We start from the raw sequence: 15,674 nt of genomic DNA, 5'->3' as shown, positions 1-15,674 counted from the left end.
GACGGACTCGCGGAGAGTCTCCCTCGCCCGCATTCCCGCTGCGCGTGAATTGCGACCTGTCGCCGCAAGCGGGGCGAGGTGAAGAGCTACACCTGCGGCACGTTCGCGGAGACCTGCTCCCGCAACGGCTGTCTGCTCCCAAACGGGTGTAGCCGATCTGACGTCCTCCATTCGAATCGCTGCACTCGAATTGACGACTCGGCTTTTGACCTGCCCAGGCTGACACTCCTTGACGTCGGGGGAAGGCCCGTCCGATTGCGGCGAGGGAGGCGACATGAATTTCCGGTACCCGTCGGACGCGATCGTACCGCTTCACCGCGACCACCATCACGTTGACGATAATGGCTATGACAGGTTCGCTTCCGCATCGAGGGACACTTCGCCTTCCTCCATGCCGACTTCTGGAGACGATGGAGTTGGCGCCCATGGCCGGCTCTGGTTTGCGGGTCAGGAGGCGCACTCTCCCACTGGAATCATGAGCCGGCACGACGCCGTGTCTTCCGAGCCCGATAGCGACCATCACGCCACTCCATCCGACGGAATCGGATCTGGATCGGGTAACATCGGATCTGGATCGGGTAACTCGGGGCTCGGTTCGGGCTCAATCCAGAGCGGAGGCAACACGGCCGGTCATGGCGGAGATGGCTATTCTTATGGAGGCATCATTCATGCCTCCATCCTGATCTATGAGCCGATCAACATATCGGTGTCCGTCGGATACGGCTCCGTTGCATTGGCTCAGCAAACCAACGACGTGAATGTCGATCAGTCCGCCTTTCAGATGGCGGGCGTCGGGGGAGACGGCGGCAACGGCAATATCGCGGCAGGAGGCGGCATCGGTGGCGCCTCCACGGGCTCCGCCGTGATCGCGACCGGTGGCAGCAGTGCCGGCAACGGGGGCGACGGCTATTTCTCCGGCGCGCTGGTGGACGCTCCCGTCGTGATCTACCATCCGGTCAATATTGCGGTGGCGGGCCCAGGTGGCACCGCATACGCAAGTCAGTCGAATGCGGTCGATATCAATCAGTCGGCCGTCCAGATCGCAGGTGTTGGCGGGAGCGGAGGAAACGGCAACGTCGCCGGTGGCGGCAGCGTCATCACGCTCGATCCCGCCTGGGGATCAAGCAACGGCGGAAACGCCTGGCATCTGGTGGAGACGGGTGGCAGCCAGGCCGGCAATGGCGGGGACGGTTCCTTCTCTGGAGAGCTGGTTCATACCTCCTTCGTGCTGTACGACCCGATCAACATCGCGGTCGCGGGTTACAACTCCAGTGCTTACGCGATCCAGACCAATAGCGTGTATGTGGATCAGTCCGCCCTTCAGATCGCCGGCATCGGCGGGCATGGGGGCAACGGAAACGTTGCGATGGGCGGCAGCCTTGTCTCTCACAGCCTGTGGGGCGGCTCCGACGCGATTGCCACTGGGGCCAACGGCGCGGGCAATGGCGGGAGCGGCCATTCCTCGGGGAACCTGATCGACGTCAGCGTCGCGATCTATGCTCCCATCAATATCGCAATCGCCGGCCCGCATTCGACGGCAATCGCGGATCAGACCAACGATGTGCACATCGACCAGAGCGCGGTCCAGATCGCCGGAGTGGGCGGCGACGGCGGCCATGGCAATCTGGCGCTGGGTGGCGATCTTGCAACGCATCTTCTGCCAGATCTGCACTTGATGGCCTGAAGCGCGATGAGATCAGGATGAATCGTCATCGCGCTTCAGGTGATTGATTGCGCATGATCTTTTCGGAAAACCGCTTCGCACTTTTCCGGATCGTGCTTTAGCGAGACTTGCGTCGCTCGCCCGATCGCAACGCGGCTGCTTCGTCGATGCGCCGCGCATGCAAGCACCCGGACGCACCCTGACGTCTGCGAGGTCAAGATGTCAGCACGGAGGTCATACTTTCGTGCGTAGGCCCACCAAACCGGATGGTGTCCGATTTGACATCTATCGCCGCCCAGCATGCGCGGATCAGAGTTGCTGAGCGTGTCCATCTGATCGGGATGGATGATGCGTGCAAGTCAGCAAACGGAGGGAGGCTCAAATGATGCCCAAGGCGATCCACATTTCAGATTCAATCGGCTTCAAATCGATCGACACCGGTGGTCAAAGTGTCGGAAACGGCGGTGACGGCACTTTCAAGGGAGCCATCATCAACAAGCCCACGCTCACCTTCGACCCAACCAACAAGGCGGAAGGTGCCGACGTGCACGTCAACACCGGCGATCACGTCAAGCAAACGGCGGACTGGGATGCCGGCGGCGCGAATGCGACCGCCTCATGGTACGCAAAGGCCCATGGCGGAACCGCAACGTCGAACGGAAGCCAGAGTTCGGAGAGTGGCTACGATACATCCAAGGTCTACGCGAATACGGACGCCACCCAGATCAACAAGCTCTGGGTAGACCAGCACCAGGACGCGGCCGCCGGTATCGGCGGTGACGGTGGAAGCCTCAACTACGCACAGGGTGGAGACGTGGGCTTCCACTTCGACGTGCTCTGACCAGCAGCTCGTCGCGTGGCGGGACCGGCGGCGCGTGCCGCCGGTCCCGGATTTGCAGCGAATGGTTCGTCGTCACGTCTGATCGACGGGCAGGCGTGAGGCCAAACCAAATCTCCGGCGGTGACGAAAAATGCTGATGCCGCCTCTCCGAACACCGCTTCTGCCATCGGCCCGGACTTCGTTGGAAGCCGCGCTTTGGGCCTGCGCGGGCCCGCTCGGTCTCGTGTTCGCGTATAGCTGCAGCTACAATCTGCTGCTCTTTGCGCCTTCAATCTACCTGCTTCAGATCTACGATCGGGTGTTGTCGAGCCGGAGCGGCGACACGCTTCTGATGCTCACCTTCATCGTTGCGCTCACGGTCGTTGTCGGTGGAGTGCTTGACGCATTGCGCCGCGTCCTGTTGGGCCGCCTTGGCGCGTGGGTTGAAGACCGACTTCGTCCTTCCGTGCTTTCGGCTTGCCTCGAATCCGCCTTTCGCGGCGATTGGGCCCAGTCGCCGGACGCATATCGGGATCTCACGGCTCTGCGCCAGTTCGTCGAGTCCAGCGCATGCCCGCTGCTGTTCGATGCGCTCTGGACACCCTTCTTTCTCGGTGTCCTTTTTCTCGTTCACCCGTTGCTTGGGGTCGTGGGAGCCTGCAGCGTGATTCTGCTGTTCGGTCTCACGCTTGCAGGCGACCTGCTCACGGACGATGCTACGGTCAAGTCCGGCGCAGCGTTGTCCAAGAGCTACGGCCGGCTCGCGGCTGCGATCGGCAATATTCACTTGATCCGCGCAATGGGAATGGTGGATGGCACGGCGCGCCTCATATACACCGACGCACAGGAAGCGCGCAGAGAGCATGATGTTGCGCTCTCGCGGCACGCGCTCATCATGCTCGCGACCAAGCCGGTACGAGCGCTGTCGCAGGTCGTGATCATGGGAGCGGCAGCGTGGCTCGTGCTCGACTACGGCAAGAGCCCGGCGATCATTTTTGTGGCGACACTGATGTCTGGCCGCGCCATCGCACCGGTCGAAGGTGCGATTGCAAGCTGGAAATCACTCGCGACGGCCATGAAAGCCTATCGGCGACTCAACGCCGTGCTCGCCGCAATTCCGGCCACGGGCGTGAATGCAGAATTCCCGTCCCAGCAGCCGCTGAGCGGCCTCGTCGTCGATAACGTCAGCCTGAGATTGTCCGGGTCCAACAACTTTCCGTTGAAAGGCATCTCATTCAGTCTCGCACCCGGCGAATGCCTTGGCATCATCGGTCCGTCCGGCTCGGGCAAGTCGCTGCTTGGCCAAGTCATCGCCGGACTTACGATTCCAACGCACGGTCGTGTGCTGCTCGACAATGCCGACGTATCGCTGCTCCGCGAGGGACGAGGCGGTCGCCATCTCGGATACCTCCCTCAAGACATCAATCTCTTTGGCGAAACGATAAACGAGATCATCGCGCGTCTTGACGATGCCGATCCGCGCGAGATCGTCGAGACTGCCAAGCTCGTCGGCATCCACGACGCGATCATGCGACTGCCGCAAGCTTACCACACCGTGGTGCCCGGCGGGGGCGTGGCCTTCTCTCGCGGATATCGCCAGCGCCTCGGTCTTGCTCGGGCCTTTTTCCGCAACCCGCGCCTCGTCGTTCTCGACGAGCCGAACGCCAGCCTCGACTACGCCGGGGAGCGGATGCTGCTGGACGCCATCGAGCAGTTGAAGATCGCCAATGTCACGGTGATCGTCGTCACTCACCGGATGGGCATCCTTGGTGCCACGGACAAGATCGCCATCATGGAAGGCGGCGCGGTCATCGCGTTCGGCGAAAGCGAGGAAATGTTCGAGCGGCATCTGAGCAGGCCCCAGGTGGTATCGCAAGTCGCGCCGGCCGAGAGCGCGCCTGCAACCGCCAAGGTGCCGGGACAGCCGGTTCGCCCATGATGCGGAAACCGAAAACGCGCGTGCCCCTGCGCACCCCACCCGCCGAGCGGAGGCGTGGAGTCGTGATTACCGCGATCGACGATTACGAGCCCCTCGAGTTTCCATGGTGCACGGCCCCGACGCCGATCTCGCCACGGACGAGGCTCCGCGGGGTGACGCTCGCGGGCAATCTGCTCGTACTCTGCTTCATGCTGGGGCTGGGTACGTGGTCGAGCCTTGCGCCTCTGGAGAGCGCGGCGATCGCTTCCGGCGTCGTGGAATCGGAATCGAGCCGCAAGACCATCCAGCACCTGGAGGGCGGCATCATCGGAAAGATTCTGGTTTCAGACGGCGACGTCGTGCGTAGCGGTCAGGCAATGATCGCGCTGGACGACACCAGGGCTCGTGCCGAAGTGCAAAGCCTTCAGGGCCAGCTGTGGGATGCAATGGCACGCGAAGCCCGGCTCGACGCCGAGCAGCGGGGATATGAGAAGCTCTCGTTTTCGGAAACGCTGGAGCATGCGGCCAGTGCGAATCTGGCCGCCGCCACGATTCTGTCGACGCAGCAGACCGTCTTTTTGTCGCGGCGGAAGGTGTTTCAGTCGCAGGTGACGGTGCTTCGAGAGCGGCGAGGGCAGGTCGAGAAGGAAATCGAGGGCCTCAAGGCCCAGGAGGCCGCCGTCGCGCAGCGCATCGACATCGCCCGGGAGGAGCTCGACATGGTCGCCACTCTCGTCAGCAAGGGCCTCGAGCGGCGACCGCGTCTTTTGAACCTTCAACGGGAATTGGCTGACATCGAGGGGCGTCGGGGCGAGATCGCCGCGCAGATCTCACGTGCCGGGCAAGTGATCAGTGAATCGCAGGCAAACCTGATCAAGCTCGAGAGCGACAGGCAAAACGAGATCGCACAAGCATTGCGTGAAGCACAGAACCAGATTTTCCAGCTGCGCGAGCGGTTGCCGGCGGCCCAGGACCAGTTGTCGCGAACGGTGATCAAAGCGCCTGAGGACGGCGTCGTGACCGACCTCCGGGTTCACACGCCGGGGGGCGTGATCGGGGCGGGGGCTCCACTCATGGATCTGGTGCCGCGGCAGGATCGCCTGATTGTCACCGCGCGCCTGAGGCCCGAGGACATCGATGTGGTTCATCCGGGCCTGAATGCGGAAGTCCATCTCCTCCCGTACAATCAGCGTCGTGTGCCGCGGCTGAAGGGAATCGTGACACACGTGTCGGCCGACCGGCTTCTCGACAAGCGCACCGACCAGCCGTACTACGCGACGAAAATTCGCGTCGACGACGCACAGATCGCCGCAAACGATATCCAGATCATCCCGGGGATGCCGGTTCAGGTTTTCATCACGACAGGACGCGGTACCGTCGCGCTTTACGCCCTAAGGCCCCTGCTCGACAGCTTCCATGGTGCGTTCCGCGAGGATTGAACGTCGCGCGTTGGCCACCTATACCTCGGGAATCGAAGACGCGTTCGCGTCGGTGTCGCGACCGTGTGCTGACAGTCGACCGCTCCAGCGGAGAACCGCCTCGGTGCGGTTGCGGGCGGCGCATTTTCGCATGATGTGCTGAATGTGCATTTTGACGGTGTTTTCGGAGAGATTCAGCTTGGCGGCAATCAACTTGTTGGGCAGGCCAAGCTCCAGTTCCGTCAGCACCTGCTGCTCGCGAGGTGTGAAATCGGTCGTATTCCTGTCGGCCGAGCTCCTGTCACCATTCGAGTACGCTGATGCAAGTGCGCGAGGATATGACTGGTCGAGCCCGGGTGCCTTGCTCAACTCGATGACCGGCAGTGGCCTGTAAACCCCGCCGGCCAGAACAAGGCGCAGACCGGCAACAGCGACTTCGATGGGAAGCGAGGTGGGGAAGAAACCACGCACACCCCGCTGCATTGCGGCGAGTGCGGTGGCCTCGTCATCACGATTGGAGATCAGGGCGATGGAGGCGTTCAGGCAGCCCTCGGCGATCAGCGCAAGATCGTCCTCGACGGTGCGATCGTCCGGCGGCTTGTCCCCGATGCTCAGCGCGACCAGACGAACGTCCCGTGTGGGCACGCAATCCAGTCCCTGGGTGGTCGCCATGTCGACGATCTCGAGCGACGCCAGCTCGCGCCTGAGGATGCTCAGAATGCTGGTGCGCGTGAGCGTGATCGGCTCGATGAGCGCCAGGACAGGCAGTTGCAGGGATTCGTTGAGCCGTTCAGCGGAATGAACCTGATCGTGCATAATATCCTCGAATGCAAAGAACTCTGTAAGCTCACCTCACCAATTCCGCGACCGCAACGCATTGCGCATCGGGAAGCCGATGCATCAATTCCATCTTGCGGTCCTCCTGCGCACCCTTGGGCCGGGGCGCAGCTGTCAGTTCAGTTGCCCGGAAATTCTTTCCACGCAATTCATCGCACGGCCGCGTGCCTGGCGATGCACTCCGGTCTTCATCGCGCGCAAACCTCCCTTTTCGCTTTCACCTCACGCTCTAGTTGCAGATGTTGCGATAGGCGATCGCCGCCGCCGAGCTTGCCGGTCCGTCGACAACGTAGGCATCGTTCTCCTTCACGAGATAGAGAAAGGGCCGTTCTCCGGTCTCCTCCCCTGACGCATTTTTCCCTTTGACGCGCCCGCAAATGGTGTCCACGGAACGCCCCAGTGTGTTCTTCCTGTTGGCCCGCTTCATATCGCTGAATTCGGCGGAGTTCGGATTCTCCATCTTTGCTGCGATCGAAGTCTTTGCCTTACTCAATACGGAATCTTCCGCGGCCGAATTGGATGGCGAGACGCGGATCCGTGTCGCCGGAGGCGCCGCCTTGGCCAGAATGGTGTCGCCGCGCTTCTTCTCCGATGGCCTCTTGCTCGATCCTGCCGCGGTCGCAGGACTCGCCTTTGCAATCGAGGGATCCGGCCCGAGGGCAGCAGGCTTCGCTGTCGGCGGTTGAGCCATTGCCACCCTGTCAAAACAGGGTTGCGAGCCGCAGCCCAGGAAGTAACCCTGAGAGGGGGCAAAGAAGCCAAAGCCGATCAAAATTCCGGCCAGCACGCCAATGAAAAGCAGTCCCATCCGATTCGACTCCCCGGGGGCGGAGCTCGGTTCACACTTATGACTAAGACGTACTTTTGCGCTGGTGACCCATTAGTTGCGCAAAAGCATTAAGCGCTCATTAAGCGTTTTTCAGATCAGAGGTTGCGTATCATGCGCTATATCGCGCGAAGATTGATTTAATCGGCGCGTCGCGTGACCTTGCGCTGGTCCGATTTCAGACTCAAATCCGCCAGCGACTCAGTGAATTCCTTCGAAGGCTCGGGGGCCTGTTCGGGGATTTGCCATGAGTAACGAATATTTGCCGCTCAGCGAGAAACAGGAAGCTATTTCGACTGCGGACGATGCCGCGTCCAATGATGCGTTGAGATTCCTGTCACCACAGCTTCTGGAGGAGTTCGACGACGATGAATCGCCGCCAGATGAGGTTCTGCGGCTCCTTGAGGAGAATGCGCGGCTTCGTGCGCTTGCGGTCGAGCTGTCGAACCTCGTCGGAAACCTGTCCGATCGAGAGTGGGATGCCGCGCTGACGCCTGCCGAAGATCGTCGAAAGCCCGGTAAGTAGTCAGAGTTTGGCTGCTGTCGCCATCAAATGCAGCACCAAACGTGCTGCATCCACTCAGATCCTCGGCATGCTCGCGGGGCGAACCTCGCGCGCTTGCGCTGCGAGGCGGATGGCGGCGTTCGCTGCGCCAAAGCCCTGGTAGTTGCGACGCTCGACGATCTCGAAGAAGAAGCGCTCGTCGAAAATGTGGGTGTAGACCTGGAAGAACTCGCCGTCGCCCTCGCGGTCGTAGAGGATCTGGTTCTCGCGAAGCTGCGCCATCACCTCGGGCGCGAGATCGTACTTGGCTTCGATGTCGTCGTAGTAATTGTCAGGGATTTCCAGAAACTCCGCACCGCGCTCGCGCATGGCGGCTACCGTCGCAAAGATGTCCTGGCAGGAGAAGGCGATATGCTGCACGCCTGAGCCAAAAAACTCAGAGATGAAGCGCGCCGGCAGCGTGCGGTTGGCGGAGGAGCCGTTGAGCACGAAGCGCAGGCTCTGGTCGCCATTGATGATCGCCTGGCTCTGCACGAGGCCGCGCGGGTCCGCGATCTCCATCTGCGGAAGGCGGGTCAGATCGAGGATGCCGGTGTAGAACAAGAGCCAGGACAGCATCTCGTCATAGGGCATCGACTGCGCGATGTGGTCGACCGCGAGAAGCTGATCGGCGCCGGCGTTGCTTGCGATCTCTTCGAAATCGGTGTCCCAGTTCTTGCCGGCCTGGTCGAGGAAATAGAGCAGGCTGCCGCCAACGCCGTGGATCGCAGGGATCTCCAGCTCGCCCGGACCGACCGGAGAATAGAAGGTGCGCGCTTTCAGGGCTTCCGCGCGCGCCATGGCGCGGCCGGAATCGTCGACGTCGAGCGCGATGGCGCAGACGCCGGGGCCGTGCGTGACGTAGTGCGAATGCGCAAAGCCGTCGGTCTCGCAGTTGATCACGAGCTCGACCTTGCCTTGCGTCCAGCGCTCCACCGCCTTGCTGCGGTGCTTGCCGGTCTTGCGGAAGCCGAGCTGCGAGAACAGGCCGGCAAGCTCCTCCGCCTTGGTCTCGTTGACCGCGAACTCGACGAAGCCGGTGCCGCGGGTCTTCGCCTTCGGTGCGAGTTGCTTGTCGGCGAGCTTCGGCCATTTTGCCGCGAGCTGGTCCTGCAACAGGATCAGCGAGCGCAGGCCGTCGGTCGCCGTCTGCGCCGCGGAGCCGGCGCGGAACTGGTCATTGAAGATTTCCAGCGACAGCGGCCCGGCATAGCCGGTCGCCGCGATCGCCTCCATGAATTCGCCGACAGGCAGGTCGCCCTGGCCGGGGAAGGAACGGAAGTGCCGGCTCCAGGAGAGGATATCGAGCTCGAGCTTCGGCGCGTCGGCAAGCTGTACCAGAAAGACCTTGTCGCCGGGGATCGAGGCCATCGCGCGTGTCGGGAAGCCCGGCGCCAGAGCGTGAAAGCTGTCGAGGATGACGCCGATCGCGGGATGGTCGGCACGGCGCACGATCTCCCAGGCATCCCGGTAGTCGTTGACGTGACGTCCCCAGGCCAGCGCCTCGTAGCCGACGCGCAAAGAGCGCTTGGCAGCGCGATCGCCTAGCTCGCGGAAATCGTCCGCGGCGCGGTCAATGCCGCCGAGCGAGGCCGGCGAGACGTTGCTGCAGATCAGGAGGAGATCGGTGCCGAGCTCCTGCATCAAATCGAACTTGCGCTCGGCGCGGGCAAAGTTGCGCGAGCGCTGCGGCTCCGGCATGCCCTCGAAGTCGCGGAACGGCTGGAAGGCACAGATCTCGAGATTGAGGTCCTTGCAGAGGCGCGCCACCTCGCGCGGGCTCGCGCCGAACGACAATAGGTCGTTCTCGAAAATCTCGACGGCATCGAAGCCGGCCGATGCGATTGCGCGGAGCTTTTCGTCCAGCGCGCCGGAGAGGGAGACCGTTGCGATCGAGCGTTTGTTCATGCTGCCTGCTCCATGATCCGGCCCGGCGATATCTTTTGTCCCGTGCGCGCCGCTTCACTGACGGCTTCGACCACGGCGAGTGTTCCCATCGCGTCTTCGACCGAAATCAACGGTTGCTCGCGGCCGGCGATCACCGCCTGGAAATGCCGGAGTTGCTCGGCGAGCGGATCGTAACCGGAGAGTGCGACGGGCTCGCGAACCAGCGGCGCGTGCCAGCCGGGATTTTGTGGGTAGGACCACAGCTCCATGTTCGGCACCGACAGCGAGCCGTTCGTGCCGGCAAAGACGTAGCAGGGCTGGTCCTGCTTCGGGTAGACTGCGTTCTCGCCCGCGGTCAGCTCCCAGCTCCACGGTGCGGGCGTCGCATCGGACACAGTCACAGTGCCGAGCGCGCCATTGGCGAAGCGCAGCAGCAGCGCGGCGGTGTCCTCGACCGCGAAGCCGCGAACCTTGTTCGAGGTCAGCGCCTGCACCTCGACGATTTCGCCGCAGACGAAGCGCAGATTGTCGATGTCGTGAATGAGATTGATCAGCAGCGGTCCGCCGCCCTGTTCGCGCCGCCAGACGACCTCGAAGTAATCGTCGGGCTTTTTCAGGAGCCACAGCCCGACCACTGCGGTGAGCTGGCCGAGCTTGCCGTTCGCCACCGTCTCGCGCGCGGCCTTGATGATCGGATTGTGCCGGCGGTGGTGGCCGACCAGCATCGGCACGCCGCTCTGCCTGACCGCCGCGCAGAGACGTTGTGCGGTGGCGACCGTGTCGGTCACCGGCTTCTCGATCAGCGCCGGCGTCTTTGCGGCGACGCAATCGAGCGCCATCTGGAGATGCAGCGCATTCGGCGAGGCGATGATCAGCCCGTCCGGCTTTTCCTGCTCCAGCAGCGCGCGGTGATCTGCGTAGCAGGGCGTGCCGCGCGCCTGCGCATAGTCTTTCGCCGCGGGCGAGGGATCGGCGATGCCGGCAAGCGCGCAATCCGGCGAGGCGTCGATCAGCTCGATATGGCGGCGGCCGATCAGGCCGGCGCCGGCAACGGCGATGCGCATTTTCTCGCTCATGCGGCACTCTCCTCCATGGCGCCGCCAAGGAAGAGCTGGCCGATGCGCGGGTCATTCAGTATGCGTTCGGCCTTGTCGAACATGCGGGTCTGGCCAAGCTCGAGAACAATGCCGAAATCGGATATTTCCAGCGCAGAGCGCGCGTTCTGCTCGATCATCAGGATCGTCACGCCGCGGTCGCGCAAGGATTTGAGGATATCGAAAGTCTGCTGCACCATCAGCGGCGACAGGCCGATCGAGGGTTCGTCGATCAGCACGAGTTTTGGCTCGAGCAGGAGCGAGCGTGCGATCTCGAGCTGTTTCTGCTCGCCGCCCGACAGTGTCGAGGCCTGCTGTGCAGATTTCCGCCGCAGTGCCGGGAACAGGTCGAGCGCAGCCTCGATGCGCCCGGGCAAGTCGATGCCCTTCTCGGCCGCGACGCCGCCGAGCTCGATGTTGTGACGCACCGATAGCTCCGGAAAAATGTTGCGGCCCTGCGGGACGTAGCAGATGCCGGCATTGAGCAGGGCGCGCTGGCTCAAATTCGTGACGTCACGGTCGGCGAAGCTGATCTTGCCCTCGCGCAGCTTCAACAGGCCGAAGATCGCCTTGAACACGGTCGACTTGCCGGCGCCATTAGGGCCGATGATGGTGGTGATGGTGGCTTGCGGCACGGCGAACGTGGTGCCGTTCAGGATGGTCATCTTGCCGTAGCCGCCGACGAGATTGTGAACCGAGAGGATCGTGTCGCTCATCGCTCGCTCCTCAATGTCCGAGATAGGCTTCGATCACGGCGGGGTTCTTGCGCACCTCGTCCGGCCGCCCCATCGCCAGCACCTTGCCTTCCGCCATCACCATCACGCGCGAGCACAGCGACATCACGAATTCCATGTTGTGCTCGATCACCACGAAAGTCGCGTTCTTCTCGCGGTTGATCGCGATCAGGCGCTCCTTGAGGTCCGACAGCATCGTCGGGTTGACGCCGCCGGCAGGCTCATCGAGCAGCACGAGCCGCGGTCCGCCCATGAAAGCCATCGCGGCATCGAGCAGCTTCTGTTGGCCGTAGGAGAGGCCGCCGGCCGGCTCGGCGGCGAGATGATCGAGCTTGAAGAAACCGATCATCTGGTTGGCGGCGTCCGTCAGCCCGGCGTCGGAGCGGCCGACGAGGCGCGAGGCCATGTTGCCCTGGTGCTCCTGTCCGGCAAGGATCAGGTTCTCGCGCACCGAGAGTTTTGGAAACACCTGCAGGAGCTGGAAGGTGCGGCTGACCCCGAGCTTGTTGAGCTCGGAGGGGCGCAGGCCCGTGACGGTCCTGCCGTCGAGCTTGACCTCGCCGCTGCTTGGCGTGAGCTGGCCGAGGATGCAGTTGAACAGCGTTGACTTGCCGCAGCCGTTCGGCCCGATCAGGCCGAGGATCTCGCCTTCGCGGACATCGAAGCTGACGCCATCGACCGCTGAGATGCCGCCAAAGTTCTTCTTGATATTGGTGACTTCGAGCACCGCACTCATTGCGCCGTCTCCAGGCGGGATTTCGCGACGGCCCTGAGCGCAGACGCAGCCTTGGTGCGTCGCGCGGCCATGTAGCGATCGAGGATCCCCAGAATGCCGGTCGGCGACCAGATCAGGAGCAGCATCACCGCGATCGCGTAGAGCATCAGGTAATAGCCCTCCGTGAAGCGCAGCCATTCCGGCAGCAGCACCGCGATCATCGCGCCGAGGAAGGGGCCAAAATAGAAGCCGGCGCCGCCGACGATCACCATCATCAACAGGTCGAGCGAGAGCGACAGGTTGAACGGCACCGGATCGATATATTGCGTCAGCGGCGCATAGAGCGCGCCGGCGATGCCGCCGAGCGCCGAGCCGATCGCGAACGCCATCAGCGTGTAGCGGCGGGTGTCGACGCCGAGCGATTGTGCGCGCAGCGGGTTCTCGCGCAGCGCGATGAAGGCGCGGCCCCAGGGCGAGCGGATCAGCCACCAGACGGCGAGCGACACGATCGCAAGCGAGCCGAGGCAGACATAGTAGAACGGCAGCGGCTTGTTGGTCGCGATGCCGAAAATATGCGGCCGCGGAATATTGGAGATGCCGTAGATGCCGCCGGTGAGCCAGCTCTCGTTGCGGAACACCAGGAAGGCGAGGGTGGAGAAGGCGAGCGTGACGAAGGCGAGGTAGTGGTGCTGCACGCGCAGCGCCGGATAGCCGAGCACCCAGCCGACCGCGAAGCTCAGCACGATGGCTGCTGCGATCGCGGCGGGCAGCGGCCAGCCATGGGTCGTCATGATTGCCGCGGCGTAAGCGCCGATGCCGACGAAGGCGCCCTGGGCCAGCGAGACCTGGCCGGCATAGCCGAGCGTGAGGTTGAGGCCCATCGCGGCGATCGTCATCACGGCCCACTGGCTCAGGATGAACAGGCCGTAGCGATTGAAGTTCATGGGAACGACGATCAGCGCGGCGATGACGGCGATGCCAAGCGCGATCTTCAGGGGTTTGGCAAATCCGCTCATACCGTGCGCTCCTCTGCGCGGCCGAGCAGGCCCTGGGGACGGAACAGGATGACGATGATCAGGACGAGCATCGGCACTGCCGCGCGGTATTGGGTCGAGACGTAGGAGGCCGCGAGATTATCGAGCACCCCGATCAGGAGGCCGCCGGCGATCGCGCCGCGCACCTGGTTGAAGCCGCCGACGATCGCGGCGATGAAGGCGGCCTGGCCGAGTACCTCGCCGGAAGAGAATTTCGCCAGATAGATCGGCGTGATCAGCAGCGAGGCCAGCGCGACCAGGAAGGCGTTGATCAGGAAGGTCAGGAGGATCATGCGCTCGACGGGAACGCCGATGATGCGCGCCACTGTCGGGTTCTGCGCCGCGGCCTGCATCTGGTGGCCGAGCGAGGTGCGGTTCAGAAGCGTGGTCAGCCCGACCACGGCGAGAATGGCGACGACGAGCACGCCGATGCTTTGCAACGAGACCGCATGTCCAAAGACAGAGATGTCACCGGTCGGCACGATCGAGGGGAAGGGCGAGGCCTCGGCGCTGAAGAACTGCTTGACGGCTTCCTTGATGCCGATCGCTAGCGCCATGGTGGCAATTGCCAGCGGCAGCACGCCATGGCGCATCATCGGATCGACCAGCAGCATCTTGAAGGCGAGGCCAAGCAGGACCATCGACAGCAGGATGCCGAGGATGATGGCGAGCCAGAACGGCGCCCCCACATGCATCGCCGCCAGCATCAGGAACGCCGGCAGCATCACGAACTCGCCTTGCGCGAAATTGATCGTCTGCGAGGTCTGCCAGAGTAGCGTGAAGCCAACTGCCACCAGCGCGTAGATCGCGCCTGTTGCAAGTCCCGCGACCAGAAGATCGAACAGATTGGACATTTTCCCCTCTCCCCGCGCTGCGTTCTTCTCCCTCTCCCCGTTCTTACGGGGAGAGGGTGGGGTGAGGGGCCCTCTCCGCGAGCTCATCGCTCACCGTGTCCGCGGAAGCAGCCCCTCACCCCAACCCTCTCCCCGCGAAGAGCGGGGAGAGGGAGTATCGCACGCGCTCACTTCAGCTTCGGCAGCACCTGCTTCACCACCTGCTTGCCTTCCACGACCTCGACCAGGAAGCTCTGGCGATCGATGTCGCCGGTATCGCTGAAGGTGACGTCCATCAGAATGCCCGGCTCGTCTGCGGCCTTGATGGTCAGGCCGTGCAGCGTGTCGGCGAACGCCTTGGAGTCGACCTTGCCCATCTTCTCGGTGGTGGCCTTCACCATGTAGACGGCGAGGTAGCCCTTCAGGCCGTTATGGTCGGGCACGTAGTTGTACTTCTTGGAGAACCGATCGCGGAAGCCCTTGATCAAGTCGACTGGCGCATCCGTGGTGAGGCCGACATGGCCGCGCGCGCCGTTGGCGGCATCGCCGGCCAGCTCGATCACCTTCTGGCCGATCAGCGTGGTTTCGCCCATCAGCGGCGCGGTGACGCCTTGGCGCTTCAGCTCTTTGAGGATACGCGCGCTTTCTTCTTCGTTGAGATAGACGAACACCGCGTCCGGATTGGCAGCCTTGATCTTGCCGACGTCGGCGGCAAAATCGGCCTGGCCCGCTTCGGTGGAGAGATCGGCGACCACCTTGGAGCCGAGGCGCTCGAGCTCCTTCACGACGACGTCGCGTCCGCCGCGGCCGAAGTCGTTGTTGACCCAGACCACCGCGACCGACTTCGCCTTCATGTCGTCGTGGATGTACTTGGCGACCTTCGGCATCGAGGATTGCTGGCCGAAGGAGGTGCGGAACAAGAACTTGTTGCCCGCTTGCGTGAGCTCGGCGGCCTCGCCACCCATGATCTGCGCGATGCCGGCTTCGGCGGCGAGTGGCGCGGTGACCTTTACCGATCCGGAATAGCCGGGTCCGAGCAGCACATAGGGCTCGGCGTCGAGCGCCTTCTGGACCTGCGCGCGTGCCACGCCCGGGTTGGACTGCGAGTCGGCATGGGTGACCTCGAGCTTGCGCCCGAGCACGCCGCCCTTGGCGTTGATCTCCTCGATCGCGAGATCGATGCCGTTCTTCCAGTTGGTGCCGACGGTGGCGCCGCCGCCGGACAGCTCGGCGACGTCGGCCAGCTTGATCGGCTGCGCAAAGGCGCTCGTTGCCATGGCAACCGCAAGCAGGGCACCCAGTAGTGTCGATTTCATCTCACTCCTCCCGTTTCTCTTCAGTTATGCAAGCG

General features: G+C 63.2%; 14 protein-coding genes. 5 read left to right on the top strand and 9 right to left on the bottom strand.

The annotated features are described in order from the left end of the window. Positions 1 to 475: 475 nt before the first annotated feature. The 4 genes from NLN62_RS15365 (at position 476) to NLN62_RS15350 (ending at position 5,840) form a co-directional block, all read left to right on the top strand. On the top strand, positions 476 to 1,684 hold the full coding sequence (locus NLN62_RS15365) for a hypothetical protein (protein WP_035661324.1): 1,209 nt from the start codon (positions 476 to 478) through the stop codon (positions 1,682 to 1,684). 361 nt (positions 1,685 to 2,045) lie between these two features. Beyond that, the gene (locus NLN62_RS15360; RefSeq protein ID WP_027521558.1) at positions 2,046 to 2,504 is read left to right on the top strand and encodes a hypothetical protein; all 459 of its coding nucleotides are present in this window, start codon (positions 2,046 to 2,048) and stop codon (positions 2,502 to 2,504) included. A 130-nt stretch (positions 2,505 to 2,634) separates the two neighbouring features. Beyond that, the gene (locus NLN62_RS15355; RefSeq protein ID WP_254109300.1) at positions 2,635 to 4,422 is read left to right on the top strand and encodes a type I secretion system permease/ATPase; all 1,788 of its coding nucleotides are present in this window, start codon (positions 2,635 to 2,637) and stop codon (positions 4,420 to 4,422) included. A 62-nt stretch (positions 4,423 to 4,484) separates the two neighbouring features. Continuing rightward, positions 4,485 to 5,840: an HlyD family type I secretion periplasmic adaptor subunit gene (locus tag NLN62_RS15350; protein WP_371932988.1), complete on the top strand. Its 1,356-nt coding sequence runs from the start codon at positions 4,485 to 4,487 to the stop codon at positions 5,838 to 5,840. 18 nt (positions 5,841 to 5,858) lie between these two features. On the opposite strand, the gene NLN62_RS15345 is transcribed toward NLN62_RS15350, so the two are convergent. Continuing rightward, positions 5,859 to 6,635 (bottom strand): response regulator transcription factor, encoded by a 777-nt coding sequence (locus NLN62_RS15345; protein ID WP_254109298.1) that lies wholly within the window; start codon positions 6,633 to 6,635, stop codon positions 5,859 to 5,861. 250 nt (positions 6,636 to 6,885) lie between these two features. Then, positions 6,886 to 7,464 carry a hypothetical protein gene (locus NLN62_RS15340; RefSeq protein WP_254109297.1) on the bottom strand — a complete coding sequence of 193 codons (579 nt, stop codon included), beginning with the start codon at positions 7,462 to 7,464 and terminating at the stop codon, positions 6,886 to 6,888. A 265-nt stretch (positions 7,465 to 7,729) separates the two neighbouring features. Here NLN62_RS15340 and NLN62_RS15335 point away from each other — a divergent pair, with 265 nt between their 5' ends. Further along, positions 7,730 to 8,008, top strand: coding sequence for a hypothetical protein (locus NLN62_RS15335; protein WP_027521555.1), 279 nt, complete (start codon positions 7,730 to 7,732; stop codon positions 8,006 to 8,008). A gap of 54 nt (positions 8,009 to 8,062) precedes the next feature. On the opposite strand, the gene NLN62_RS15330 is transcribed toward NLN62_RS15335, so the two are convergent. The 7 genes from NLN62_RS15330 to NLN62_RS15300 form a co-directional block, all read right to left on the bottom strand. Beyond that, positions 8,063 to 9,934: a bifunctional sugar phosphate isomerase/epimerase/4-hydroxyphenylpyruvate dioxygenase family protein gene (locus NLN62_RS15330; RefSeq protein WP_027521554.1), complete on the bottom strand. Its 1,872-nt coding sequence runs from the start codon at positions 9,932 to 9,934 to the stop codon at positions 8,063 to 8,065. Next, on the bottom strand, positions 9,931 to 10,989 hold the full coding sequence (locus tag NLN62_RS15325; protein WP_027521553.1) for a Gfo/Idh/MocA family protein: 1,059 nt from the start codon (positions 10,987 to 10,989) through the stop codon (positions 9,931 to 9,933). Before NLN62_RS15325 ends, NLN62_RS15330 begins: the two co-directional genes overlap by 4 nt. After that, the gene (locus tag NLN62_RS15320) at positions 10,986 to 11,723 is read right to left on the bottom strand and encodes an ABC transporter ATP-binding protein (RefSeq protein ID WP_027521552.1); all 738 of its coding nucleotides are present in this window, start codon (positions 11,721 to 11,723) and stop codon (positions 10,986 to 10,988) included. Before NLN62_RS15320 ends, NLN62_RS15325 begins: the two co-directional genes overlap by 4 nt. A gap of 10 nt (positions 11,724 to 11,733) precedes the next feature. Then, complete coding sequence (locus NLN62_RS15315; protein ID WP_027521551.1) at positions 11,734 to 12,477, bottom strand: ABC transporter ATP-binding protein; 744 nt, start codon at positions 12,475 to 12,477, stop codon at positions 11,734 to 11,736. Next, positions 12,474 to 13,472, bottom strand: coding sequence for a branched-chain amino acid ABC transporter permease (locus NLN62_RS15310; RefSeq protein WP_027521550.1), 999 nt, complete (start codon positions 13,470 to 13,472; stop codon positions 12,474 to 12,476). The genes NLN62_RS15315 and NLN62_RS15310 overlap by 4 nt, the downstream gene beginning before the upstream one ends. After that, positions 13,469 to 14,344 (bottom strand): branched-chain amino acid ABC transporter permease, encoded by an 876-nt coding sequence (locus NLN62_RS15305; RefSeq protein WP_254109296.1) that lies wholly within the window; start codon positions 14,342 to 14,344, stop codon positions 13,469 to 13,471. Before NLN62_RS15305 ends, NLN62_RS15310 begins: the two co-directional genes overlap by 4 nt. Before the next feature lie 167 nt (positions 14,345 to 14,511). Then, a complete protein-coding gene (locus NLN62_RS15300) occupies positions 14,512 to 15,639 on the bottom strand; it encodes an ABC transporter substrate-binding protein (RefSeq protein WP_027521548.1) in 1,128 nt (375 codons plus the stop codon). Positions 15,640 to 15,674 lie beyond the last annotated feature (35 nt).

Origin of the sequence: Bradyrhizobium sp. CCGUVB23, assembly GCF_024199885.1 — a bacterium.
Classification (GTDB): Bacteria; Pseudomonadota; Alphaproteobacteria; order Rhizobiales; family Xanthobacteraceae; genus Bradyrhizobium.
Note: the sequence above shows the minus strand (reverse complement) of the source record. Positions and strands in the feature narration are given on the sequence as shown.